Annotated in this window: 20 protein-coding genes and 1 pseudogene; 4 read left to right on the top strand and 17 right to left on the bottom strand. The window is 39.0% G+C overall.

Annotated features, from left to right (window positions below; genetic code table 11):
- Positions 1-170: 170 nt before the first annotated feature.
- Positions 171-497, bottom strand: a complete 327-nt coding sequence (locus ACFFRD_RS03430) for a hypothetical protein (protein WP_392476686.1) — start codon at positions 495-497, stop codon at positions 171-173.
- Positions 498-667: 170 nt separating this feature from the next.
- Between ACFFRD_RS03430 and ACFFRD_RS03425 the strand changes: the two genes are divergently transcribed.
- The gene (locus tag ACFFRD_RS03425; RefSeq protein ID WP_392476684.1) at positions 668-1,135 is read left to right on the top strand and encodes an AAC(3)-I family aminoglycoside N-acetyltransferase; all 468 of its coding nucleotides are present in this window, start codon (positions 668-670) and stop codon (positions 1,133-1,135) included.
- 99 nt (positions 1,136-1,234) lie between these two features.
- Here ACFFRD_RS03425 and ACFFRD_RS03420 read toward each other — a convergent pair whose 3' ends face one another.
- From ACFFRD_RS03420 to ACFFRD_RS03390, 7 genes are all read right to left on the bottom strand, one after another.
- Entirely contained in the window at positions 1,235-1,903 is a 669-nt protein-coding gene (locus tag ACFFRD_RS03420; RefSeq protein WP_392476682.1) for a hypothetical protein, read from the bottom strand.
- Positions 1,904-1,922: 19 nt separating this feature from the next.
- The gene (locus tag ACFFRD_RS03415; RefSeq protein ID WP_392476680.1) at positions 1,923-2,093 is read right to left on the bottom strand and encodes a hypothetical protein; all 171 of its coding nucleotides are present in this window, start codon (positions 2,091-2,093) and stop codon (positions 1,923-1,925) included.
- Between the two features lie 112 nt (positions 2,094-2,205).
- Positions 2,206-2,781, bottom strand: a complete 576-nt coding sequence (locus tag ACFFRD_RS03410) for a hypothetical protein (protein ID WP_392476678.1) — start codon at positions 2,779-2,781, stop codon at positions 2,206-2,208.
- A 19-nt stretch (positions 2,782-2,800) separates the two neighbouring features.
- Positions 2,801-4,015 (bottom strand): ISAzo13 family transposase, encoded by a 1,215-nt coding sequence (locus ACFFRD_RS03405; protein WP_392476760.1) that lies wholly within the window; start codon positions 4,013-4,015, stop codon positions 2,801-2,803.
- A 59-nt stretch (positions 4,016-4,074) separates the two neighbouring features.
- Positions 4,075-4,443 (bottom strand): hypothetical protein, encoded by a 369-nt coding sequence (locus ACFFRD_RS03400; RefSeq protein ID WP_185587319.1) that lies wholly within the window; start codon positions 4,441-4,443, stop codon positions 4,075-4,077.
- Between the two features lie 60 nt (positions 4,444-4,503).
- On the bottom strand, positions 4,504-4,884 hold the full coding sequence (locus ACFFRD_RS03395; protein WP_392476676.1) for a transposase: 381 nt from the start codon (positions 4,882-4,884) through the stop codon (positions 4,504-4,506).
- 158 nt (positions 4,885-5,042) lie between these two features.
- Entirely contained in the window at positions 5,043-6,185 is a 1,143-nt protein-coding gene (locus tag ACFFRD_RS03390; protein WP_392476674.1) for an IS4 family transposase, read from the bottom strand.
- A 91-nt stretch (positions 6,186-6,276) separates the two neighbouring features.
- On the opposite strand from ACFFRD_RS03390, the gene ACFFRD_RS03385 reads away from it, so the two are divergent.
- On the top strand, positions 6,277-6,930 hold the full coding sequence (locus ACFFRD_RS03385; protein ID WP_392476672.1) for a hypothetical protein: 654 nt from the start codon (positions 6,277-6,279) through the stop codon (positions 6,928-6,930).
- 479 nt (positions 6,931-7,409) lie between these two features.
- Positions 7,410-8,090 carry a P-loop NTPase fold protein gene (locus ACFFRD_RS03380; RefSeq protein ID WP_392476670.1) on the top strand — a complete coding sequence of 227 codons (681 nt, stop codon included), beginning with the start codon at positions 7,410-7,412 and terminating at the stop codon, positions 8,088-8,090.
- An 8-nt stretch (positions 8,091-8,098) separates the two neighbouring features.
- On the opposite strand, the gene ACFFRD_RS03375 is transcribed toward ACFFRD_RS03380, so the two are convergent.
- The 3 genes and pseudogenes from ACFFRD_RS03375 to ACFFRD_RS03365 form a co-directional block, all read right to left on the bottom strand.
- Positions 8,099-9,820 carry an IS1634 family transposase gene (locus ACFFRD_RS03375; protein ID WP_392475991.1) on the bottom strand — a complete coding sequence of 574 codons (1,722 nt, stop codon included), beginning with the start codon at positions 9,818-9,820 and terminating at the stop codon, positions 8,099-8,101.
- 105 nt (positions 9,821-9,925) lie between these two features.
- Positions 9,926-11,662: pseudogene (locus ACFFRD_RS03370) on the bottom strand (ATP-binding protein); the annotation flags it as partial.
- Positions 11,663-12,253: 591 nt separating this feature from the next.
- The gene (locus ACFFRD_RS03365) at positions 12,254-12,451 is read right to left on the bottom strand and encodes a hypothetical protein (RefSeq protein ID WP_392476668.1); all 198 of its coding nucleotides are present in this window, start codon (positions 12,449-12,451) and stop codon (positions 12,254-12,256) included.
- A 101-nt stretch (positions 12,452-12,552) separates the two neighbouring features.
- Here ACFFRD_RS03365 and ACFFRD_RS03360 point away from each other — a divergent pair, with 101 nt between their 5' ends.
- A complete protein-coding gene (locus ACFFRD_RS03360) occupies positions 12,553-12,744 on the top strand; it encodes a hypothetical protein (RefSeq protein ID WP_392476666.1) in 192 nt (63 codons plus the stop codon).
- A 172-nt stretch (positions 12,745-12,916) separates the two neighbouring features.
- Here ACFFRD_RS03360 and ACFFRD_RS03355 read toward each other — a convergent pair whose 3' ends face one another.
- The 6 genes from ACFFRD_RS03355 to ACFFRD_RS03330 form a co-directional block, all read right to left on the bottom strand.
- Positions 12,917-16,354 carry an AAA-like domain-containing protein gene (locus ACFFRD_RS03355; protein ID WP_392476665.1) on the bottom strand — a complete coding sequence of 1,146 codons (3,438 nt, stop codon included), beginning with the start codon at positions 16,352-16,354 and terminating at the stop codon, positions 12,917-12,919.
- A gap of 7 nt (positions 16,355-16,361) precedes the next feature.
- Positions 16,362-17,762, bottom strand: coding sequence for an AAA-like domain-containing protein (locus ACFFRD_RS03350; protein WP_392476664.1), 1,401 nt, complete (start codon positions 17,760-17,762; stop codon positions 16,362-16,364).
- 3 nt (positions 17,763-17,765) lie between these two features.
- A complete protein-coding gene (locus ACFFRD_RS03345) occupies positions 17,766-19,211 on the bottom strand; it encodes a pentapeptide repeat-containing protein (RefSeq protein WP_392476662.1) in 1,446 nt (481 codons plus the stop codon).
- 84 nt (positions 19,212-19,295) lie between these two features.
- Complete coding sequence (locus tag ACFFRD_RS03340) at positions 19,296-21,407, bottom strand: phosphodiester glycosidase family protein (protein WP_392476660.1); 2,112 nt, start codon at positions 21,405-21,407, stop codon at positions 19,296-19,298.
- Between the two features lie 26 nt (positions 21,408-21,433).
- Complete coding sequence (locus ACFFRD_RS03335; protein ID WP_392476658.1) at positions 21,434-23,740, bottom strand: hypothetical protein; 2,307 nt, start codon at positions 23,738-23,740, stop codon at positions 21,434-21,436.
- Between the two features lie 19 nt (positions 23,741-23,759).
- Entirely contained in the window at positions 23,760-24,734 is a 975-nt protein-coding gene (locus ACFFRD_RS03330) for a pentapeptide repeat-containing protein (RefSeq protein ID WP_392476656.1), read from the bottom strand.
- Between the last annotated feature and the right edge of the window lie 2 nt (positions 24,735-24,736).

Below are 24,736 nucleotides of genomic sequence, written 5' to 3'. Positions count from 1 at the left end.
AATAGTCTTATAAAGTTGATATTCTAAATGGAACTGGCAATAAAGGCTAGTCAAATTACTGTTGGTTGATTAGATATCTTTGCCAATGTTGCTAAATGCTAAAGGAAAAGGTAAAAAATAAATAGTTACGTGAAAGTAGGGGGTAGAAGCAGGTTCTCTTTACTGCTGATTTAGGATTGTGGAAATATTCTTATCAATTGTAGTAATATAGCTTCTAAGCTATTTAGCGCAGCGTTAGTGGTTCTTTGATGTTCATCAAAATGACGCTGATGTTCATCAAAATTTCTTTGTTGCTGTTCCTGACTATCACGTAATTCAAGTAACACATCATCTAAAACTGCACTACGACTTAATACACGGTCAACATTATTTGTTAAATCATTTACGTTATCAGTCAAATTATCAATCTTAGTGGTTAGTGCTGCTATAGCTTCAGTATTTCTAATAGCCAATACTTCAATACGGTCTAGTCTATTTGGTGCTTCAAAATCAGACATAAGTATTTATTCCTTATTTTTAATAAACAAATAAAAGTATAAACTAGTGTACATTCACTGATGAACCTGATTCCACTAATATAAGTCAATTTTAACTAAATAGAATACTTCCAGTAACTCTACTAAATCCAGTACCGCAAGAAAAGTTAAGGAAAATCCCGCGAGGTCTTATGAATTTAAGCATTCAACAGATTGTGCCGGAGGACGTTGCATTAATGGAAGCTCTATTAGCGACCTTTGGCGAGGCATTCGATCAGGTGGAAACTTATGGGAATCCGCCTAGTACAGACTACCTGCGGCAACTGCTTGATAGTGACTACTTTATTGCGATCGCCGCATTGAAAGAAGGTGAGGTCGTTGGTGGTCTTACTGCCTACGAGCTTAAAAAGTTCGAGCAGGAGCGCAGTGAGATTTACATCTATGATCTAGCTGTTGCCGCCGCACACCGACGGCAGGGAATCGCAACGGCATTAATTCAGAAGCTGAAAGAAGTAGCAGCCGCATGTGGAGCTTATGTCATTTTCGTCCAAGCGGATATCGGTGACGATCCAGCCATTAAACTTTATACAAAGCTGGGCAAGCGCGAAGACGTATTGCATTTCGATATACCAGTTAATAGCGGCAATGACAATGCCTAATGCTTATCCGAGTAGTGGCTTTTCGAGAAGAGCATACTAAAGAGCGGGTCAATTTTTTACAATCTTAAGTATCAGATAAGTCCTAGATCAGGAGCAATCTCATGGATGATAATCTGGACAATTCTCGCTATCCCATCCATGCGCGTGAATTCCACAAACTAAAATATTCCCATCATACTCAACTCCATGATAGTTAGTGCAACCGATGCAAGCTATTGGTCGGCTAACTTGGTCATCAAAATCAAAATCATCATCTTCCGATTCATCTGCTCGAACTAAGGGTGCATTACAGTTGGGGCAGGTTTGAATATCTTGCCCTTTACCTTCAACTAGACAAGTGAGCGATTGCCACGAAGTCATGGACTCACCTCTGTTGCTAAGATGACTCGTGAGTGACGAAAAATAGGGGTAACTGCATTGGCATAGAATTACCTCAGCATCAGTATGCGGATCGGAGTGAGCTTCTATATATTCTTGGGCAATTCTCCAATTCTGTTGCTTAGAAACACTTTGTGGCTCCCCTTTATAGTTTACCTCCCACAGTTTATCATCGTGAAAAATCCTAAGAGAAAATGATGTATAGTCATGAGCTAGATTTTCTAGTTCGCAATGACTTTTGGCATTTTTGTAATCAAAATTGCGATGCTCAACTATTAACTTATGCTCACGGGGATAGGTCTGGATTACCAGATACTCTCCTTCATAAAAGGGATTGTATTTGGTAGCAATTTGAGGGTTGAAAAATAAGAAATCCTGTTCAGTATCCATATAAATAAATTGTAATTTTTCATTTGTCAAACATAGCTTGCAAACCTATCAACGCTTGCATTTTGCGTTGAGTCATTAACAACCTACTTGAATACGTTTCTGGCTTGTGTTCTAGGTAATAAGGCAGATGAACATCACAGTCTTTTGCTAATTGTTCGAGCAGCAAAGTTTTAAAAGTTTCGATCTTCATGGATTTCCTCTTGAATTCCCAATTTTTGGAAAAATTTTACTGCACCGGGATGGCAGCATATTATTAGGGGTGTATTAAATATTGATAAATTTGAACAACCAAATATTTTTGATTACCCCTGTATGCTTAAATCAATCACGTCTAAAACATCGGGTAGCCATCGAACGTGTTCAACAATCTTGTCATGAGTTCGTGCTTTGTCTCGTGTGACTACGCCCCACTGCTTACCTTCATCGGTTAAATGCCAAATGTTTTTTCGCTTCTGTTTGCCCTGCGTATCAGTCTTAATCTCGACTTCTCTGCGTTGTAGCCCAGCAAACTCCAGAACTTGATTAACGACTTGTGGCCTGACTGGTTTTGGTAGTCCATTACGTTGGGCATATATTTTGCCCAGTTCAGTCGGGGGCAAGTGCCTGTCGTGAGTCGCTTCAATCTCCTGAATTGCTCCGACCAACTCCTGTGCCATCGGAGCTATTTCGGGACATAAGGCTTGTACACCTCGAAGGATAGTGATGGTTTGGAGTTCTGCACTCAGCCTTGTACCAGCAAGTACCTTTTGCCCAAAGTTAACGAGTTCATCAAGAGTGGGTTTGGTATTCTGCTGTTGCTCAGGCTTGGGTATTTCGTATTTACCAGTGCGCCGTAGCGATGGCAGTACTTCTTCTACAATCCAATTAGAGCCTGTCAAGAAACAACTTTTACAAGTCTCAGAGAATATTGAGGTTTGGTGAGATAGTGTAATTCCATTCGCCATGAAATTCATGTGGCGTAATTTGCACAGTTGCTAGTTCTTCATCTGATACTTTCACTTTTGTTGGATACAGCCCTGTATCTAGTTGTGCTTGTACATTTAATCCAGTTTTTGTTTTGGTCGCACTAATTAACTGAACAATGACCTCGTGACTCGTCAACGGACAGCCTCGCCAATTCATGCTGATATGTGAAAATAACCGATGTTCAATCTTATTCCACTTGCTAGTTCCAGGAGGTAAATGACAGACAGTGATATCTAACCCTGTAAGGGTAGCAAATTTTTGCAGTTCGAGTTTCCATAATCGAACACGATAACCATTGCTGCCACCACAATCAGCGTTGATAAGCAACTGTTTAGCATTAGCATAAGTTACACAACCGATAGTTTCCCACCAACGTCGTAAGGTAGTAACAGCAAAACTAGCAGTATCATGATCTTGTCCAACTGATACCCAGGCATTATTTTGTCCAATATCATAGATTCCATAGGGGATAGCTTTACCTAACTCTGGGTCAGGAAAATCATGAACATTCACTTCAATGGGTTGCTTTTGGGGCTGCCATTCTTGACCTGGATTTTTAAAATTTCCGACTAATTCCTTCTTTTTGGCATCCATTGAAACGACAGGTAATTGCTGTGCTAAGAAGGTTTTGGTCTGCTCATTAACATACTGAAACTGAGCATCTCTGTCTGGATGCTGGTTGCCTTCACAGGTTTTGACATTTGCTTGGAGGCTGTAGTGTTGGGCATGAAGCAACTGAGACACAACTTGATGACTGACTGGATAACCTTGTTGCTTCAAAGCAGTTGCTAACTGACGAGTACTTTTACAAGTCCATCTCAAAGGAGATTCCGGATCTCCACGAGTATCGGGGTCAATTAGATGGTTTAATGCTGACAAAATATCTGGGTAGGTTTCTTCAATGCGTTTACGACCACCACCAAGGATACGAATTCGAGCTTCAAATTGTGGGATTTGTGTTTCTAACTCAGCGAGTCCTCGATGAATCGTAGGGCGTGAAACACCGCTAGCACGCGCAACTCGTGAGATTCCGCCATATCCTAAGCTATGAGCTTCAGCAGCTAATAATAATCGTTTTTGTCGCTCATTGAGATGGGGAAGAACCAGTTGTAGTTTCACAGCTAACTCCTCATCCAAATCATTCATCATTTTACTCATTACCGAATCGAAACTTCACCACAAATATGCCTGTACTCAGATAAGATTCATTCATTAATTGTCGGTAGAGATATCCTTCCATACGGCAAAGGCTTATCGAAATTAATCCCAAATCCTCCATTAGGCTGCTGTTTCCATGCCAAGTGATACCGAATCACTTGATGAATGTCGTAAGCACAACGAGCCTCTTCTGGGACACGCTCATCTCTGATTCCAAAATGTGCTTGTTTTGGCATCAAGGTAATTACGCTGTTTAGTGCTTTTAAAGTTTCGGTCAATTCTTGATATCGAGCCTCTGGCAATGAACTAAAAAGCCAAGCCACTTCTTCAAGTTGTCCCATGTAGATCCGGGATAGAAGTTCACAAGCCTTTGAAATCACACTTAATTGTTCATCGCTCAGTTCTAAGGTTGCCATGTCTACCCGTTATTTATATCTATTTCTTGTTTTGTCACACTAGCAAGCCCTAGTATTTACTTACTCGTTCCTGTTAGCTTTTTTCATAGTTTGAGCATAACATTTATACTTCAACATGTAAAAGTTGTTTCTTGACAAGCTCTTACTGGCTGCTTGCCAATTGTAGCCGTCTCGATGTTGTGCTAATTTATGTTGTGTTCTGGCAATTCTAGCGTATGCCTTGTTTTTGTTTTGAGAACCCTGGCGCTTGCGGCTTATGGCACGTTGACGCATAGTTAAACGTCTAGATGTTTTGATGTTAGTTGTAACTCTAATATTTTCGACAAAACTACCATCTGACAAAGCTACAAGCTTATTCACACCAACATCAATCCCGACTACTGATTTGATTTGAGATATTGACTTTTCTTTCGGTAGTTCTTGGGGTATTTGAACTAACATCGATAAGAACCAGTAACCACCTGCTCTTTTAATAGTACAAGTCCTCACGGATTGAATACTGGTTAAATCTCGACTATTGTGCATTTTGACATTGCCAATCCCTGGAAGATAGACAGTGGCATAATTATCTTTAATTGCTTACGGGGGGACAAAAAGGGCTAGGACGCAGATATAATGAGCCTCATAGCCCTCTCTCCTTGCAGATAGTATTTACGCTTATTAAGATTTAGTCTCAATAATTCGGTGACTAATTCATAGGTATTTTCCATGAAATTGACCCAATTGTGGCCATAAAGGCCAATATAAAAACTACTATGTCGTCGAACAGTCCTTAAGGATTCTTTAATTCGTCCAACATATTTTTGGATGTTCATGCGTTTAATTTTTTGACCAGATATTGTTGCACTTGTATAAGCAAGTGAGATTAATAATATTAGAGATATTAGCCGTTTTCCCGATGCATTAGTATCTTCTAAGTTATAACCACCGCTTTTAAAATCTCTAAACATCTCCTCAATATCAAACCGTTGTTTATAAGCTTTAATAGTAGACTCTAAAGTATCAAAATTAGTGAGAATAAACCAACCCTCCTCTGGCGCAACTCCAAAGCGTTTCCGCTTCCATTTACCCGCAAGATTAAAGCTAATAAACCCTGTAGTTTTTGTATATTTAATGCCTTGATAGAAGAACGAAACTCCAGGTGATAAACCGGAATTTTTTAATTGGAGCCAAATTTCTGGTTCTATTTCTATAAAAGCATCTTTTTTTATACGTAAACAAAAGTACACTTTCTGCTCTGTAAGCCAGTTAGCCAATTTCAGTGAACAGAATTCGCGGTCTGCTAGCACGACGGTTTTATAATTTTTAAAAAGGGGCAGTGCTTTATTAAAAACAACTTTTTGTTCGTCAAAATTACTTGAGCCTAATTTACTTAATAACTCAAAGTATATTGGAATAGACCTTTTATCCCAAACCACGCTTATCATTAACAGATTAATACACCCCCAATTAGTCCGGTCAATCACTACATAAATAACTTCATTTAAGGGAAAATATATCTCTAACCAGCTTTTAATAATTGGGAACCAAATTTCTTCAACATTTATGTAATTTAAAGATAAAAATCTTTGAACTCTCTTTCTTCTACTTTCAAAAAATATGGGGATGGGTAAAGCAGTAGCCAGCGCTTCAATGCTAACAGTTTTAATAGATTGTAATAAATTTATCAGAATTTTTAGTAATAAATATTCTGCACGTCCCAATTCTCGCTTGAGGTTTGTCTCGTAGAATTCTGGTAACATTATCATTAAATAGAGCTTGTTGCGAATGAAGGCTCTTTTTCTTTTACCACAAATTGCTACACTCTTTGCAATATAAGCATTCTAAACCATTTTGTCCCCCCGCAAGGTCTCTGACACGCTAAATGAGATTTTGCAAGTTGAGGAGACGGCTCACGCGCCCTTGGGGGGCGCTTCGCCTCAGACTGTTCAAGGCGTGTCAGAGAAGGAAGAAGAGTTACCTGCGCTAACGGACTGTACGACGCTAACGCTTGTGGATGCTGCACCAAGTCAACCTACTCCGTTGTTAGCTGAAAAGCAAGATTGTAGCGTTGAAGCGAGGGAATGTCATGAAGGTACTGGTTCCGCCGCGCCCATCGCCCAAAATGAAAAATCTTTAAATTCTGCGATCGCTAATCAAACTCAGGGTCAAGTAGAACAGGGTTATTCTGCTTTGTTGTTGGTTGAAAATTCAGTTTCGGGTGGAGAAATCAAAGCGGATCATGAAGGTGAAAGTTCCGCGCCGCCCCTGTCACAAACTGAAAAATGGTCGCATGAGGCGATAGTTGCAAGGGCAAATGCGCGACCGGAGCGTATGCAGAAACTCAAAGTTGTGGCGAATTCAGGGGAGAATCCAGGGTTTGACTTTTTGCAAGAGTGCTGGAGTGACGATCCGGCTTTGCAGATTGTGATCAAGAAATTGCTGGTGAAGTTTCCGCAGTGGGGTGTTGCGATTGTGGATGGGGTGCTGATGAAGTGGAATGAGTAGCGATGGCGTACCCGCGTTTTCCGGTGGTGATCGCCATTTCAACTACTAGCGTATTCCAGCACTCGTTCCCACTCCCAACGCCAAGTAGTCTCTAGCAACATTTCTTTGCCGTTGGTGAAGTGGATAAATTATTGCCCAAAAGCAATAAAACACATCAGCAACTATGCGATTATGTAAATTATACTCCTACTTAGTAAAGATGTAGTTTCATATACTCGTTACACCATGCCACACTATAGAGACAATTACTAAGGTTGATGCTTTTCAAATTTTTGGACAAGTTTCTTAGAAATTACTAAACCTTAAACTGACTATAGGAAAATTTTACTCTTGCAGACATTAGTGCAATTACCTGAACCTACTTACCGATAAGGTGTGTAAACTTGTAGTGATAAGAAAAGCTGCGACTATACATTACAACACATTATTAAAAGTGTTAAAACTGTAACTAGTAAAAGTCTTAACACGAGCATAAGTATATGTTTGAGACAGGAACTAACTTCAGCTTGGAACCTAAGAAGTTAAATGTCTTATCGGCAGACAATCCTTTAACTGATCCGAAAGATGACAGATTAGGTTATGCCCCATTTGCTAAAAACCTTGCAGAAAGCATTTGCAAAATGTCACCTCCAGATGGTTTGGTAATGGCAGTCTATGCTCCTTGGGGTTCAGGCAAGTCAACTTTATTGAATTTTATAACTTACTACCTTGAACAAAAACGAGAGGAGGAACAGCCAATAATTGTACCCTTTAATCCCTGGTGGTTTTCTGGGCAGGAAGACCTTACAAGGCACTTTTTTGACCAATTACTGGCTGTTTTAACTGAAAAATGGAAATCTATTGGCAAAGGTCTTTTAAAACAAATAGATAGTTTTGCGGATAGAGTCTCTACAATTCCTGATGCAAAGGCAAAAATCTTCGCCACATTAGTAAGAACTGTAAGACAGCCAAAAGATGTATATAAGTTAAAAACAGAAATTGAGAAAACACTGAAAAACCAAAAGAAGCAGATTTTAGTTGTCATTGACGACATTGACAGGCTGACTGCCGAGGAGATTAGACAACTATTTCGTGTAATCAAAGCAGTTGCCAATTTTTCTAATGTTATTTATCTTTTACTTTTTGATAACTCCCGGTTCGCCCATTTTTTCGGGAGTTAGAAGAAAGGCTACTCAGGAGTAAAAGATTGACCACCAAGTTGAGTGTAAATAGTAGTTGGGAACCCAAGTAAAACAAGAATACGTTGCTGTAAGGGTGAAAGGGCAGTCAAATGAGCATAAACTTCGTTTTTAACCTCAATTAAGAACAGGGTAATCTCCTTAAATGCAGCAAGAAGTATCTCAGCAGTAGGACGTGCAGTTTCTCGTTTAGGATTACCAATATAAAGTCCAGTTAGCTTTTCCTTATTTTGCTCCAGATTGCGACGAACCTGAAACTCTAAAAGGGTCAAAATACGCAACCCAATTGAAAGTAGGCGAATTAATCCTGTAATATGATCTTCACGCTGCAAATAAATTGGAGTTAAAGATAAAGGAAAGCCTTTAAGTCGAGCAAATCCTCGTTCAGTTAAATACTCATCTCTATAGGCACGAACAGCTTGTTTCAAAGATAACAGAGATTTTGTTTGATTTGTAACGTAGACTCGCCAGCCTAACAACTTAATTTGTCTTAAAACTGCATCTTCATCAATTTGAAAATCCAGGTTTATCGAAGTTTCTTCTACTATTTGAGAAGGTGTATCAAGATATCGCCTCTTAATTTTTCGAGAAATACTAAGTTGAATGTCTTGTTTAAAAAGTCCACTGGTACGATAACGTTTGAGAATAGCATTAACAGCAGACTGGCATGAGTCAATCGTGGTTAACTTTTTCTTGCCACGACAAGGTATTTTAAGCTGTTCCAGGGCATTATTCGTTTTTTGTAAGCGGTCGCGTAAAGATTTTTCTTCTGTTTCTGCGATTGCGAAAGAACGTACAACTATTTGTCGCTCATTCCAAGTCAATTCATTACCATCAATCTTTGTTGTTTGAGAAATATTTATTTCAAACCCTTTAGCAATTTCTTTATTTTTCCCATCAGCATAATCATAATCAATAGTTGTTAATTCTTGTTTACCATCCCAAACTGGTTGAAGATATTCAATTAATTGTTTAGATGGGACTTGTTTTGCATTCAGAGGACAAAGATAGAAATCCCCACCAGATACAATATGAGTTCTCGTCGCAATTGAACCCATTTTACAGTCGCCAATATATAGTAACTCTGACTGTTTTAGCGTTGAACGTACTCTTTCAATTGCCGGGATGTATAACGGATCGTCGGCTTTTTCCCCTGATAGTATTTCAGCTGCAATTGGCATTCCTAAAGGGTCTAATGTCGATAACATTATTTTCACTTGTGCCAAGTCTGGACGATGATCTTTGCTATGGCCCCATTGGAATAACCCTTCAGAATTAATCCCACAGTGACTTGAAGCTGTTGTACTATCCATACGAACTCGCTCTGGTTTGATATCGTACACTTGTAGCAAGTTACCTCCAAGTTCTGACTCAAATGAGTACCAGTCGCTATCCCTGTCAAGATAACGTAATAGGGCTTCTAGACGATCATCCGTCAAGTCAAGTTCACCTAACTCTTCTCCAAAAAATGTTTTCAATGTTTCTAACCGCTTAGAAGCCCAGCCTTGGACGTGATTTAAACGGTGATCTGCTTGCGATAATATGTGTGCTAACCAAATTACTGCTACACTTCCCAGACTTAGACCTTGCCAATTTCCGTGTCTGGGAAAATGTTTATCGATTAGCGATTGTACGCCCATACGCTCTATTTGAGTTAGAAGTATAGGTATATCATCGACTCGTTCGTTTGTGATTATGGGTTCAGTAGTCATAAGTGCGAACATATACCTAATCTAGTCTTTTGGGGAATATGTCCTTCGGTATACTTTTGACTATCTACTTTTCCTAACTCATTAAAAAATGGGCGAACCGGGAGTGAGTAGTTGCGATAAAAAGAAAGGATTGCCTTGAGTTTTATTAAAGACTAATTCCGCTAGAGAGTGCGTAGACATGGAGTGGCGCATCAAGAGTGATGTCTCTTGATTGCTTTGAAATGTATCAGCAATTAACTGACTAACATCAACCAGATGTAACGGCTGAAGCACAATGTTGTTTATCACTACCCCCGCTTGCTGGAGATCAGAAAGCGTCAGCATTAATGAATGAGTCGTACTCACCTCGTTATCTCGGTATGCACCTATCAATAACAGATATTTACTATTTGGGTCAGTTATCAACAATTGAATTAATTTCAATGATGCTGAATCCGCCCACTGTAAATCGTCCAAAAACAGTACTAAAGGATGTTCCAGTTTACAAAACACATGAATGAACTGTCTAAAGACGCGGTTAAATCGGTTTTGAGATTCCGATGCTCCTAATTGTGGTACTGCGGGTTGGGGTTCGATAATTAGCTCAACTTCAGGAATCACATCAATAATCACCTGACCATTCACACCCAATGCTTTTAACAGTTTTGCCCGCCAAATACTAATCCGCTCGCTACTTTCAGTGAGCAACTGCCGCATTAATTCTTGAAATGCTTGAATCAGAGCAGCATAAGGAATGTTGCGCTTAAACTGGTCAAACTTGCCAAAGATAAAATACCCATGCTTACCTATGATTGGCTTATGAATTTCATAAACTAGAGATGACTTACCAACCCCAGAGTAACCACTTACCAGCATTATTTCTGTTGTGCCTTGACTGATACGCTCAAAGGCAGCTATCAAAATTTTGACCTCGAATTCACGACCATAAAGTTTTTGCGGAATCGAGAATTGGCTGTATAAATCTAATTGCCCCACTTGGAAGGATGTAGTTTCTCCAGTTTCTTGTAGCAATTTTAAACACATTTCCAAATCTGCTTTCAGTCCTAACGCATTTTGATAACGCTCTTCTGCTGTCTTTGCCAAAAGTTTCATTACAACATCAGAAACTGACTGAGGGATTTCTCCTAAGCCCAGATTTTTGGCAATAATACAAGGAGAAATTGGAGTTCTAGCAATATGGCAATGAACGAGTTCTAGTGGGTCAGTACTTTGAAAAGGCAATTGTCGTGTCAGTATTTCATAGAAAACAATGCCCAAAGAATAAAAATCGCTACGGTAATCAACTAAGCGGTTCATCCGCCCTGTTTGCTCAGGCGATATATAAGCAAGCGCATCTTCAAAAATATTCTGATTACTAATTGTTTGCTTTTCTCCATACAAATAGGTAGCAAGGCTAAAGTCGTCAATTTTAACCTGCCCATTTTGCGGATTGAACAGCACATTAGTAGTTTTTAAATTATTGTGAGTAACCTTGTATTGATGAAGTTTTACTAATGTTTCAGCAAGTTGAATTCCAATGTGTAGAAAATCACTTAAATCTAGCGTTCTTTGACTCAGATATTTTGAAAGTGGTTTTCCTCCAAAATCTTCCAAAATTATTGCCCAGAACTGATGACTATCTTCTAACACATAACATTTAACAACTCCTGTAATATCTAGCGACTGAAGAATTTTATATTCATATTTTAACCGAGCAATATCTTCGAGACTGGGATACTCTATTTTAATATATTTTATTAGTACAGGCGTTCCATCTAGTTCTTTAATTCCACGATAAAGAATCGTATTACTATCTTCTCGAAGTACTTCTTTGTGTTGATAACTTTCTAGTCGCCTAATCATTATTTCTATTTAAAATAATCTATAGAACAAACTTGGAATTTTATTACCCAATTTGTTATAAAACCGTTTATGTTTGCATTATTTCAACCTTGCAAATATGATATATTATGTAACATAAATGTAATTTATATTAGTAAGTCAGTAAGCTAGTAAGTAACTAAATTAGCTTGAAATAACGTACAGCTTAAGTAATAATCCGTTATTCACGCATTTTATCTTACCAAGTTGGCAAGCGAGTTCAGCCGCTAGGCTGTTGTTTGCTGCACAGTTATATGTTACCTTAAGGCTTTATGAAAATTTGTATTATTTTTTACTAGAACTAAAAAGGTACAAGCCCATCAATAAGTTGAGGGGCTTGGTACATTTTTGACTTTTGAATGCATGACTTTTTACTTGGAACGTACCCCTACGGGGATCTTGCTACGCGCAGCGTCTCCAAGAGTTGCGACTGGCTATGCCTATTTTTAATCTCAAGTTCAGTTATAATGTGGCAATACGGCTGATATTAATCCAGTAATCTATTCTATTGCTCATTTCACCCTTGGCAGGATAATTAGCCATTTTTAGCCCTCTGAGCATTATCAATCATCTCTAAATACTGCCTGACAAATCAACTAAACAGAGTATATAAACAATCGCGCTCTTGAAAGCATCTTCTAAACAATAGCTTGATGCTTCTAGAGTGTCTTGGAGTTGCTCGTCACTGAAATTTACACCGAGCGATTGCAGGGCTGGAGCGTACAAATCAAATAATTCTTGTTCTACTGAATCGGCAGACCAGAACCACATAAGAAAAAGAAAACTCCTACTGGGTGGCTAAATAAAATTTAGCATTTAGCGTGCTTCGTGTTGATGTGGGGACGAGTAGTGATCGCTTATAAACGAACATTATGTCACTATTTCTCACCTATAAAAAGGAGAAACTAAATCGAGCAGCAAATTCGGGGGAGAATCCGGGATTTGAGTATTTGCAAGAGTGCTGGAATGATGATCCGGCTTTGCAGTTTGCAGATTGTAATCAAGAAATTGCTGGCGAAGTTTCCGCAGTGGGGGATTGCGATTGTGGATGGGGTGCTGGTTAATTGGGAGGAGTAGTGATCGCAAAACTTTGTCCACCGGAACTTGATTGAAGAAGAATTCAGCTATTCTTAATTCAGGAGCGGAGCCGAAGACGTTTCCATTAGCTCCAGTCAGCAATCTTGACGCTCGTCCCTCGCTACCGCTACGCTATCAGTCGGGGATTCAGATGATAATCTAATCTTTTGTTCCCAAAATTTCTTGACAAAGGGTACGATCATTTTCGTCTACATTTGGATTTGTTCTTAAATAATCCTGTACCCAATCACAACCCTGTTTTATCCATTCATTTACCAAGGGGTTATCTTGATTTATATACCAAAGTCTGATAGTACCATCAATGCTGGCTGAAGCGAGTATTTTACCATCCGCGCTGAAACTAACACTTCTAATCCAACCTGTATGACCTTTAAGAGTCTGTAACTCTTCTCCATTGATACTTGAAAGCCTAACAACTCCATCCGCGCCACCATAAGCAATTACTGACTCATCTTTAGGATTGAAACTTAAACTACTCATCCACAAACCTTTGGATTTTTTAGTATCTATTTTTTCTCCAGTAGTTACATCCCATAGTTTGATAGTACCATCATTACTTCCAGAAGCTAAAATTTTTCCATTACTTTTAAATCGGACACTTCTAATCCCTTCAGTCAAATGATCAAGAGTATGTAAACGAGTATATATTCTTTTATCAACATCGATTTTCCAAATAATAACTTGAGTATCATCACTACCTGATGCCAATAGTGTATCATCCGGGCTAAAGCGAACACTTCTAACTCCTTTTGTGTGTCCTAAAAAGGTATGTAGCTCATCGCCTGTATATGGATTCCAAAGTTTGATTTTGAAATCATCGCTACCTGATGCTAATAAATTACCTTTTCTATTAAAACGAACACTTTTAACTGAACGTGAATGACTTTTTAGCGTGAGGAAGTCTTGGAATTTGCTGTTATGATCTCGTTTCCAAATTTTAATAGTCCGATCATCGCTACCGGATGCTAGTAAACAACCGTCAGGGCTAAATCTAACACTCATGACTCCTTTCTTGTGACCTGAGAGGGTTTGTATTATTTCACCTTTTAAATTCCATAGTTTTACAGTACAGTCACTACTTCCAGATGCTAATATTTTCCCATCACTATCAAAACTTACAGAATTAACCCAATCGGTATGTTTAAAGGAACTTAATTTGTGCAAACTCCAAATTCTAATACTGTTATCGCCGCTTACAGAAGCTAAAGTTTCTCCAGTTTCATTGAAACTTAAAGCACTTATCCATGCAGTATGGCCTGAGAATACTTGTAATGCTTGCCGATCTTCCAAAATTTTCCCATTATTCAAGAACCTTGCTTCATCTAAATTAAATAATTTAACCTTATTATCATCACCTGCTATTGCCAGTATTGAGTGATGTTTAGGATGAAAAATAACACTTGTAATCCAAGCATAACCCTGGATAGTCATTATCTTTTTACCATTATTTCCCCAAATTATAACAGTGTTGTCACGGCTACTAGATGCTATTCTTCTTCCATCTGGACTAAAACAAACACAATTAACCCAATCTTTATGCCCTGATAGTTTTTTAATTTCTCCAGTATTTACATTCCAAATTCTCACAGTACCATCCGCATTACCAGAAACTAATTTATTTTGAACGCAAGGGCTAAAACTTATACTATTAATCCAATGTTTTTTATCTTTATCTTGCTTAATAATATTCTGTAAATCTTGAATCTCAAAATATTTAAAATCCTCATAAATACCTTGGCGATTTAGTTTTAAAATTTTAATAGCACCATCACCAGATGCTGATGCTAAAAGTTTTCCATTTAGATTAAAAGCAACACTTCTAATAGTTGCTTTGTGTGCCTCTAAACTTACTATTTCTTTACCTTCGCCTTGAGAATTTACTTGCCATAACTTAAGAATCCCCTTTGTACTACCAGCTGCTAATATTTCCCCAGAAGGGCTGAAACACATACCTCTAACATTATCATCAGGCCCATCAAAACTAAATTCATTTAAATGCTCTCCTTTGGAATTCCAGATTCTGACAGTACTATCATCGCTACCGGAAGCAAAAATATCACTGTTAGGTCTAAAAGAGACATTCCGAATTGCTGCTGTGTGTCCTTCTAAGCGATTCCTTTCTTTAACAGTATCAACAATTTGTTGTAGAATTAAGTTTACTTTATCTTGAATGTTATCATCTAAATCCACATCCATTACTCTCAACTTTTGTATTGCTTTCAATATCTCAAGCAAAGAATCAAGCTCTAAGTTAGAAAGCCTCATTATTTCCGTACATTTGCATAAAGTTATGATTTCGCTTTTTAAAGCTGCTTTTTGGAGTTCCTGAGTTTTACTAGCAGCTATAAATTGTCGTTCTTCAAAACTTAATTTTTTATTCTTTGCCCATTCCTCAGCTTCTTGCAATTTCTCGCTTTTTAGGAGTTTTGAGTTATCAGTACCTCCAGAAGCAAGCCAAGATCGAAAATGTTCACAGTATGGACGCAAGTTATTTAGTTGAGTTTCAATCCAATTTAAGTTAAATATTTCTCGATAAATCTGGTTATAAATTATTAGCTTACCTTTCTGCCTAACAACCAACCCTGAAAGCTGTAACTGTAACTCACTTTGCTTTAATATTTCGTCTGCGATTACTTGTGATTTCTCTTCAGTTAATCTAACTTGCTGGTACAGTTCCAGTAAATACAAATCCTGTTGTTTATTTTGTAAAATCCTGGCTTGAATTGTTCTCAAATGTTCAGGTTCATCCTGTGATTCCCAATTTTCAATAATCCGTGACCTGACAACTTGCTCTACTGAACAAGGAGTAGCTTGCTCAGATTCTTCAACCATAAACTGACACAGCTTTTGAGTCAAAAATGGTTGCCCCCCAGTCCACTGCAAAATCTCCTGCATTATTTCCTGGGGATTATTAAACTTCCCATGTAAACCCTTTTCTAATGGTTCAACTTCATGCAGTTGAAACCCCTTGAGAGAAATAGCCTGACCAATATTAAAGGGAGTACGCTGTTTATCCTCAATCAAATTGCTAGGTGATGCTACTCCCAGTAAACAGAAAGTGAGGCGATTGTATTGGGGATTATCAACACGCTTGTTATAACAGGCGCGAATCAATGTAAAAAAGTCATCTATGGGAAAATTCAGACTGAGTACGCTATCGATTTCATCAATAAAAATAACGATGTTTTCTTGAACTTCTACAAGTAATACTTCTTCCAAAAACTTGCGGAATCTTGTAACTAGCGAATTTAACTGATTTGCCTTCCACCAATCACCAAAATCTAAATCTAATCCAAAACTATCAATGAGTGTGTCAATTAAATCTGCATACCATTGTTCGGGAAGGACATTCTGAATACCTCCAGCAGAAAGGTCAACTGCGGCACATTTTACGCAAGCGTTTCTTAATCGCTGCATGGTTCGCACACGCAAGCTGGATTTTCCACTCTGCCTGGAATTTAGTACGTAGCAAAATTTTCCTGCCTTCAGCCCTTTGTACAATTGTGTATCAGCTTCCCGTATGACATAGGTGCTGGCATTTTTAGGCAAACTTCCAGAGAATGTGTATTCAACCACGATTTAACTACTCCAAACGGGTTAAGAAATACTGACGATACAAATCACAACCAGGAACGCAATCATTACTAACAAGTTTGACTAATCCCAAGCTATGCAACTTAAAGGCAACTTCAGTATCTAACCTCACGGGTGCATTCGTCATCACTACTTTCTTGTACCCTAACTCCAACTGAGGATTATGTTGTAAATGCCACAGTTGTTGTCGCAAGTGATCGCTGAAGATTCCTTGCTCTGTTGGCGCAAGTCTCAAGAGTTCTTCTAAGGTCACTTGCTGGCTTTTGAGATGGGCAATCGCAGATTGTACCAAATAAGGATGTCCCCCTAGCAACTCCATCAACCCGCTTAAGTCCTGTTCCCCCAGGCTTAACTCATTCTGTTTGGCGAGGGTTGTTACTTGTTGCAGATTAAATTCGGGTAAATCAATTGCCAATCCTACATTAAACGGAGAATGATTACTGTCTAAGGAAGGGTAAGATTCAGTTGAATGAACTACTACTAACCGCAGCTTCTTCCAAATATTACCAATCTTGTCTCCTTGTTTCGCTGCTTCATACCATCCCCGCAGTAACAAGCAGAATTGGGGGAAAATATCTGGATATTCAAACAGTCGCTCAAAGTTATCTATAGCTAAAACTAAGGGAGTATCAGTAAGGGATAATAAATATTTTTGAAAATAACGGGTACAGTTTTTATTCAACCCAAAAACTTCTTGCCAGTATTTTTCTAGTTGCGGTTCTAGCTCTAAACCGTCAGCAATATCAACACATAACCATTGTAGAAATGTTTTTAAGTTAGCCAGAACCTCAATATCGGCCAGTTGTAAATCTAATTTCGCGGTTTGATAACCCTGGTGTCTTGCATAGTCTAGGGTTTTCTCCAGCAGTAATGTTTTACCCATTCTCTGCGGGGCTTTGAGACGAATCAATGCCCCTGGTTGCAAAATTGCTTTATAGCATTTGTCCTCAATTGGTGGTCGTTCAATATATATATTTGTGTCTGCTTCTACCCCAGAATTATCAGCCGCTTGCAACTGTTCTTCGATTGCATCCAACTTGTCACTAAGCTCCTTCAGTGTGCGCTCCTCTGCCTGAAGCTGGTATTCATATTTAAACTTGCAGGATGGGTCTGTCTCAATTACCAACTCTGTCCGTATTTTTGCAACTTTTTGGCTTTGGAGGGTATAAGCCTTTTCGAGTGAGTCTCTTTCGGACTGCGATCGCTGGCGTTGACTCTGTGATTGGACTGAATTACCTGATGTCGCTGTCTGCTGCTCAAGGTGAATATTGTAGATGTCGCCGCCAATTCGCCCAGCATTCACTGTGTCAGCATTAACCAATCCACCGCCAAACTGGGAATTGCGTAAGTCACTACTGGAGACTTGCTTTGGGTCTTGTGAATCGGGCATGGGTCAGCTTAGGTTTTTCTCATTTTCAGTATTATAGATGTCTCCACCTATTTGTTGAGCATTAATAATCTCAGCATCTACGACACCTCCAGAAAGTTGAGAATATCGCAAATCATAGTTAGAGACTTTTCTAGGATTTTCTGCCATAGTTTTTTGTACTGTTTGCTGATGATTCAGTAAGGGAAATAAGTTATTGATATACTCTTTCTGCCTTTGAACTTCTTGCCCATAATGTGCTATTTCAGCATTTTTACCACTCAATTCTGCCTTGTATTTTTCTTCTAAAATTTTATAAGCAACCTCATAATTTTGTACAAAATCATTATTAATCTTTGATTTATCTGTGATGGAGGAGACATTAACTCTAACAACTACTACACCATCACCTTTAACTTCAATGCTTTGTATGGCTAATTCTGAAGTTTCGTTTTCAACTTGGATTTTTCCAAACGAGTAAGCAAAAGCTTCCCACTCAACGCCATTACGAAAGATTAGGTCAACAGTATTTAAAACTTTTTGATATAAATTGGTAAATTCTCCAGGTGCAAAGTCACCACTATTTGGACGGCGTTCTTGTTGAGCATTTTTTAAATAGATATACTGGCAATCAATATTGTCTAGCTTTGTAGCAGAGTTAATATTCCAATCTTCCAAGCATGTACCTGTAAAGTTGGCACTTGTAAAATCTGTTTCTAATGCTTGAACTTTACTCAAATTAGCTCCTCTAAGATCAGTTTTACTGAAGTCAAGACCACTAAGTTTCACCTCACTAAGATTAGCCTCACTGAGATTAGCCTCGCTTAGGTAAGCTCTGCTGAGTTTAGCCTCCCTTAGATCAGCTTTGCTCAGGTTTGCTTCACCAAGATCAGCTTTGCTCAGATTAGCCTCACTTAAATCAGCTTCACTGAGATTAGCCTGAGTTAGGTCAGCTTTACTAAAGTCAGCAAAGTTGAGGTAAGCTTTGCTCAGGTTCGCTTTGTGAAGCTTCGCTTCTCTAAAATTAAGTTCTGCTAGATAAGCCTTCCTGAAGTTAGCCCCACTCAGGTCAAGTCCACTAAACTTAACTCTGCTGATATATGCCTCACTTAGATCAGCTTTGCTTAAATTGGCTCCGTTAAGGTTAGTTTCACTAAGGTAAGACACACTAAGATTAGCCCCATTAAGATTAGCCTCCCTAAAAATAGCATCACTGAGATTAGTTTCACTAAGGTTGGCGTTGGTAAGGATAGCAAAGCTCAAGTTAGCAAAGCTCAGATCAGCTGCATTGAGGTTAGCTTCGCTGAGGATAGCAAAGCTCAAGTCAGCCCTTTTGAGATCAGCCTCACTAAGTTCAGCACTTTTAAGATTAGCACCCTTGAGGTTCGGAATTATACTTGGATTGCTAATTCGCCAGTCATTCCAAACTTTTACGCTTGTTTTCAAACGAGTATAATGCTCTCCATTAACCATTTTGGGTTCTCCTGGTATCCTATTCACGATTTTTATGGAGATAACGTTATCAATTATCCATCTTGCCGACCTCTTGCCATTACTCTAATTGTCATAAACTAAAATGAGGTAGGGTTGCGCCTGTACGCCTGCTGGTTCCTTAATAAAGCCATCGTGAGCCAGTGCTGGACCATCTCCACCATCCAGATTCATTGCATCCCAACAGCCAATTTTTTCTGATGCCATCACTTCTGCTAATTCACGTAAAGATAAGCCACGTGAGTTGCCAGTAGATGTTACATAGTAGAGTTTAGTTTTATCTTGAGAAAAACCGATTCCTGCTCTACGCGAACGATTCTCAAAAATTCCAGCAAGATTTTTATGTCCTTCAGTTTCCGTGCTATTTTTAGTTACTGTAGCTTTCCCTTGCCTTACAAGTCTGGGACCAGCCTGTAAAACAAATAGATACTGTTCAAACTGAAGCTGACTACCAGCATCTGTTAACGTAATCATGTCTGGTTGATTTTTACTATTCAAGACAAGAACTGTATACAGCGACTGAGTACCAGTGCCAAGAGTTTTTCCTTGAGACCTCAGATTCCAGTTACCCAATTTGTACACTCCACCCATAGCCAGTAATGGACTATTCTTTTGTAAAAAGCGATTGAAGTTAGAGTTACTAATTCCCCTTCCTTCATCGTTTCCCAGACTTACTAAAACCCCAGATTTAGTAAGGTCAACTGTAGCTTTCAAAACCTTAATACCATCGTCAAATGATAGTGCCTCTACATTTACAGGCGAGGGACCATAAAACTGTAGATTTAATGCTTGGTGGTACTGATTGAGTTCATCACAAATTTGTTTCGCCCATTCTTTGCTATCGCTATTCCATCCCTCCCAGTTATTACACTTTAAAAATTCTTGAACGACAGGTTCCTCATATACTTGCTTCTTCTCATCGTTAGTTAAATTCCTTGGCTGAGGAGAGCGATACTCATAACGTTGCCTTGCTTTGAGGGTGACAATGTTAGCGGGTTTTTGTGGATCGCCCAGTTGAGTAATCTTGACCTCCCCAGCTAGACCGTCAATAACAAATCCATCGTCCGTGCTGTCCGTATGAATGAGGGTACGTTGCTGCTCATCAGGTGAAATTAAGACATCCCCATCACTGTAAATGTTAAAGATACAAGACTTTGCTCCTCTTGCCTCTTGTTCTAGCTCTTGTTTGAGATCAGGTACTTGTTTACCTGTTCCACGACGTGAGTATGGTTTATCTCGATCAGCACAATTGAGCGTTAAATTAATTGGCCTTTGTGAAGTAGATATCCATTTGCCATGATTAACAATTGAGCAAGTTTTCCCCATACTTTGGCAAGTGTCAAGAGCTTTCTTACAGACATTTTGAGTTGCATCAAAAATGTATCGAGGGTCTTTTGCTTGTGTTGGATCACTGGGAAGCTTTATGGGATCTGGTGTATATGCTGAATCAGCAATTTGGATATTCCATTGACCACCGCCATCTGCTACAACACTACAGTACTGGCGAGTATGAACACGAGCAGCTTGAGCTATTTCATGTTTTGGATTTCCCACTAGTAGATCAATTGCTAAATCCATACCTGAATTCATTTGCCATGAGTCGAACTGCTTTTGAGAAGATACTGCTTTCTTCTTAAATTCAGTTTCGGGTCCAAGCTTGGTGTATTTTTTTTCATCAAGAATGTACTGAATACTACGGCAACGTTCGGGAGCATCAGGAGTCCAACCAATTGTGAAGCTTCCAGAACTGCGACAGGGATAGAAATAATCAGAGTCTTTTTTGCTGAAACCTGCTGATGCTAAAAAACCTTTAATTTCCTGTTTAGATTTAGTTTTAAATCCAAGCATAGCCCCAAGGCTTTTGTCAGATGTCCCTTCTATACGCAGTCTTTTATCTTCATTATCGTTGATCTGATCGCCACATGTAGCAGAAATTTGATCGTCAATATTTCCTGTAACAATTCTTACTTGCTCAATCTGTATGCATTTGCACTCACTCTTTTGCGTTTTACGGCATACTTCCTTAACAAATGAAGATTGAGGTGGAGGTCCATTATATTTAAAACTTTGAGCTAAACTAAATTCTGATAATCCTGAAAAGAATATCAATCCAGTACAAAGAGTAATAACAAGACCTGAAATAGCTAAAATAATCAATTTAAAAATTAATTTATTCATTCTTAATTAAGAAAATTTATCATTTTTTACTCTACTTTTATACCGCATTTACTTAAACGGTCTTTTGCTGCATCTCTAGGAAAATTAAAAATTTTTTGAAAGAGGTTTTCTCCATCCATAATTGCTGTGCAAGATTGGAACCAACTACATCCAGTATTCTCCTGCCAATTTTTTTCAATTTCTATCAATGTTTGGCAAGGCATTCTGTTGGCTTCTTGTTCAGTAGAGATTTGTCCGCTATTATAAATATCTGCCTTTGCTCCATACTCACTTCGTAAGATTTTATAAGTTGTCTTCAGCGCTCCATTTGTGTATTGTTTTTCAAACATTGTTCGTATATTCCAATCCTTTATACCAATTTCTTTTCTCTTAAGTTGTTGTTCAAGTATGGGAAGGCGCTTGTTTGAAATCAGCTTAACCAATCCCGCTTCAGCTTGTTTAAATATTAAGCTAACATTATCTGGGTCAGTTCTCGGGAAATCTTGAGGATTTTGTCTAACTTGCTTTTCTACAAGTTCAGTTAATTTAATGACTGCTCTGTAATTGCTCAATGCTCTGGCAATGTCTAATTCTTTTTCTGATTGACTAAGTTTATTCGCTTCTTGAAGCACATAGTTAGCGGCAGAAAAAAGTTCAGGTGTAGCAATACCATCTGCTGCAAGTGCTAAAATAGTATTTATTTCAGCTTTTTGATATTGCTGCCAGGTAAAACCTCCTATAACTGCTAGGACAATAGTTGATATTGTTATTACAAGGTTTCTTCGCTTTCTTCGGACTTCTTCTTGTTTAATCAGCCGATCGCGTAGTGCTAGGCTCATCTGAATAAATTCCCATTCAGGTGAGCTGATGTCATGTAAGCGTTGCTGCAACCATTCTTCCGCTTTTGCCAGTGCTACACCGCGTAACAAAGCTCCTTCATCATTCCTACTAATTTCCCATTGCCGTATTAATCCCCGCAATTGCTCTTGCCAAGTGCGGAAAGCGCGATCGCTCTCTATCCAAGTACTCAACTTGTCCCATTTGCGAATTAACGCTTCATGAGCAACTTCTACAGTCTGTTGTCCATCAACACTAAGACTTGTTACCACCAATCGCTTATCAGCTAGATATTGCACTAAAGTCCAATTCTCTTCACCTAATTCGGCTTTCATTGCCAGCCGCCGCGTATCTTCAGTACCCTCGCCTGGACGGACTAATTGAATGAAAATTCGACTTACTTGTTTCTGTTCAGTAGTATTTAATTTCTTGTAAATCGTATTTGCATGACTAGCTAAAGCACCTTGCAATTCACCAATTTCCTTATAAGCTGCATGAGTTAATTGCTGAAGTGTGCGTTTCTCCCACAACAAAGTTAAAGCAAATTCCAATGAAGGTAAGTTTCCAGGCTCATCCTCAACATCATCTAAGATGCGTTCTATCAGTCCATCTTGAAATGTTACTCCCAACTTTTGGGCAGGCTTGACAATTACCTCTGATAGTTCAGAGCGATTCATCGACCTAACTTTAATATCAGCATTCCGTAAGATATCTGCAAAGGGAGGATACCCAAGTGCATTTCCTAGGAAATCTGCCCGCATTGTTGACACCAACACAGGAGGCAATGGGGAGTGGTTAGATTCAGATTGAAAACCAGCTAATAAGGTATCTAAGAAATTACGGCGAATTGCTTCATTGCTACATAAGGTATAAAGTTCTTCAAATTGGTCAGCGATTAAAAGCACCCGATGATTAGCGTACTTCCTTTGAATTTGGTGAAAAACATCCCTTAGCGGAACAGAGCCTTGAATAAAATATTCAGCTAACTGGCGAGCTTGATACATTTGCTCAGTGGCATTTTTTTCTGGCTCATAAAGTGGAACCAAGGCTTGTGCCAGAGTGTAAAAAGGTTCATCACTAGGGCGAAAATGAGTAAATAACCAGCGACCTTGCTGTTGGAGTTTCGGTACTAAACCTGCTAACACAACAGAAGATTTACCACTTCCTGATGCACCCAGCACAGGGATAAAATTTCGAGTTTGAGTTGCTTTAAACAGTTCTTCTATAAATACTTCTCTACCAAAAAAGTATTCGGCATCATCTGGACTAAAGTGATATAAGCCACGATAAGGGCATGGAAGTTTTTCATCACTAAAAGCATTTGACACAGGTTGAACAGCAGCTACTCGAATATCTTCACGGTAAGAATAATTGGTGATGTGGATATTTGAAGTATTGTAGATGTCGCCGCCTATGCGCCCTGCATTCACAGACTCAGCGTCAATCAACCCACCGCCAAACTGGGAATTGCGTAAGTCGTTGTTGGAGACTTGCTTTGGGTCTTCTGAATCCGGCATGGGTTTGACTTGAGCGTTCTTAAGCGTTGTTGTTCTGAATGTTATCACCTATTTGGTCTGCGTTGACAGTGTTGGCATCTACTACGCCACCTGCGAACTGGGAGTTAGGCTGGTAGTAAATCGAGACTTTACCAGAAGTTTCTGCTAGTTGTTTATTTAACTGGTTAATTGAAGAGAACAACTGATTGATTACTTTATCTTTATCCTCAAGTCTTGCTTGGTACTGTGTCTCTAATGCCTTAGCTGCAAATTCATAGCCCTGGATGAACTCACTGTGGATTTTTGCTTTATCTGCATCAGAGGAAATAGCTACTCGGACTACAAGAATGCCGTCGCCCTTCTTCTCGATGCTTTGGACATCTAATTGTGCGCCTTGGTTTTCGACTTCTAGCTTTTTGAAGGAGTAGGCGAAAGCATCCCAGTCGATGCCGTTACGGAAGATTAGGTCAACTGTTTCTAGGGATTTTTGGAACAGTTTAGTGAATTCTCCAGGGGCGAAGTTTCCACTGATAGGGCGACGTTCTTGTTGACCTTGGCGGAGGTAGATATAGTCACAAGTTATATTAGTGAGGTTTGTAGCACTGTTTATATTCCAGTCTTGAATACAGGCCCCGGTCAGTAGTGCCTTTTCAAAGTCAGCGTTTACTGCTTGGCTTTCACTAAGATTCGCTCCACTAAGATCAGCTTTTGTGAAAAAAGCTTGGTCAAGGTAAGTAGCCGTTAAACTAGCTCCTTTGAGATCAGTTCTACTGAAATCACATCTAGTACAATCAGCTCCACTAAAGGAAGATCCCCGAAGATCACATTTAGGAAAATCAACGGATATGAGTTCGGCTTTTGTAAAGTCTGCTCCTATAAAGTTGGCTTCTGGAAAAGAGCCGAACGTAAGATTGGCTCTATTAAAATCCGGCCTTATTCCAGGGTTATTTTTTCTCCAATAATTCCAAACCTCTACCCCTTGCCTAAGTATTGCCAAATGCTCCTCATTCGCCATCA

It is taken from the genome of Nostoc sp. C110 (genome assembly GCF_043099725.1).
GTDB classification, from domain to species: domain Bacteria; phylum Cyanobacteriota; class Cyanobacteriia; order Cyanobacteriales; family Nostocaceae; genus Nostoc; species Nostoc muscorum_A.
Note: the sequence above shows the minus strand (reverse complement) of the source record. Positions and strands in the feature narration are given on the sequence as shown.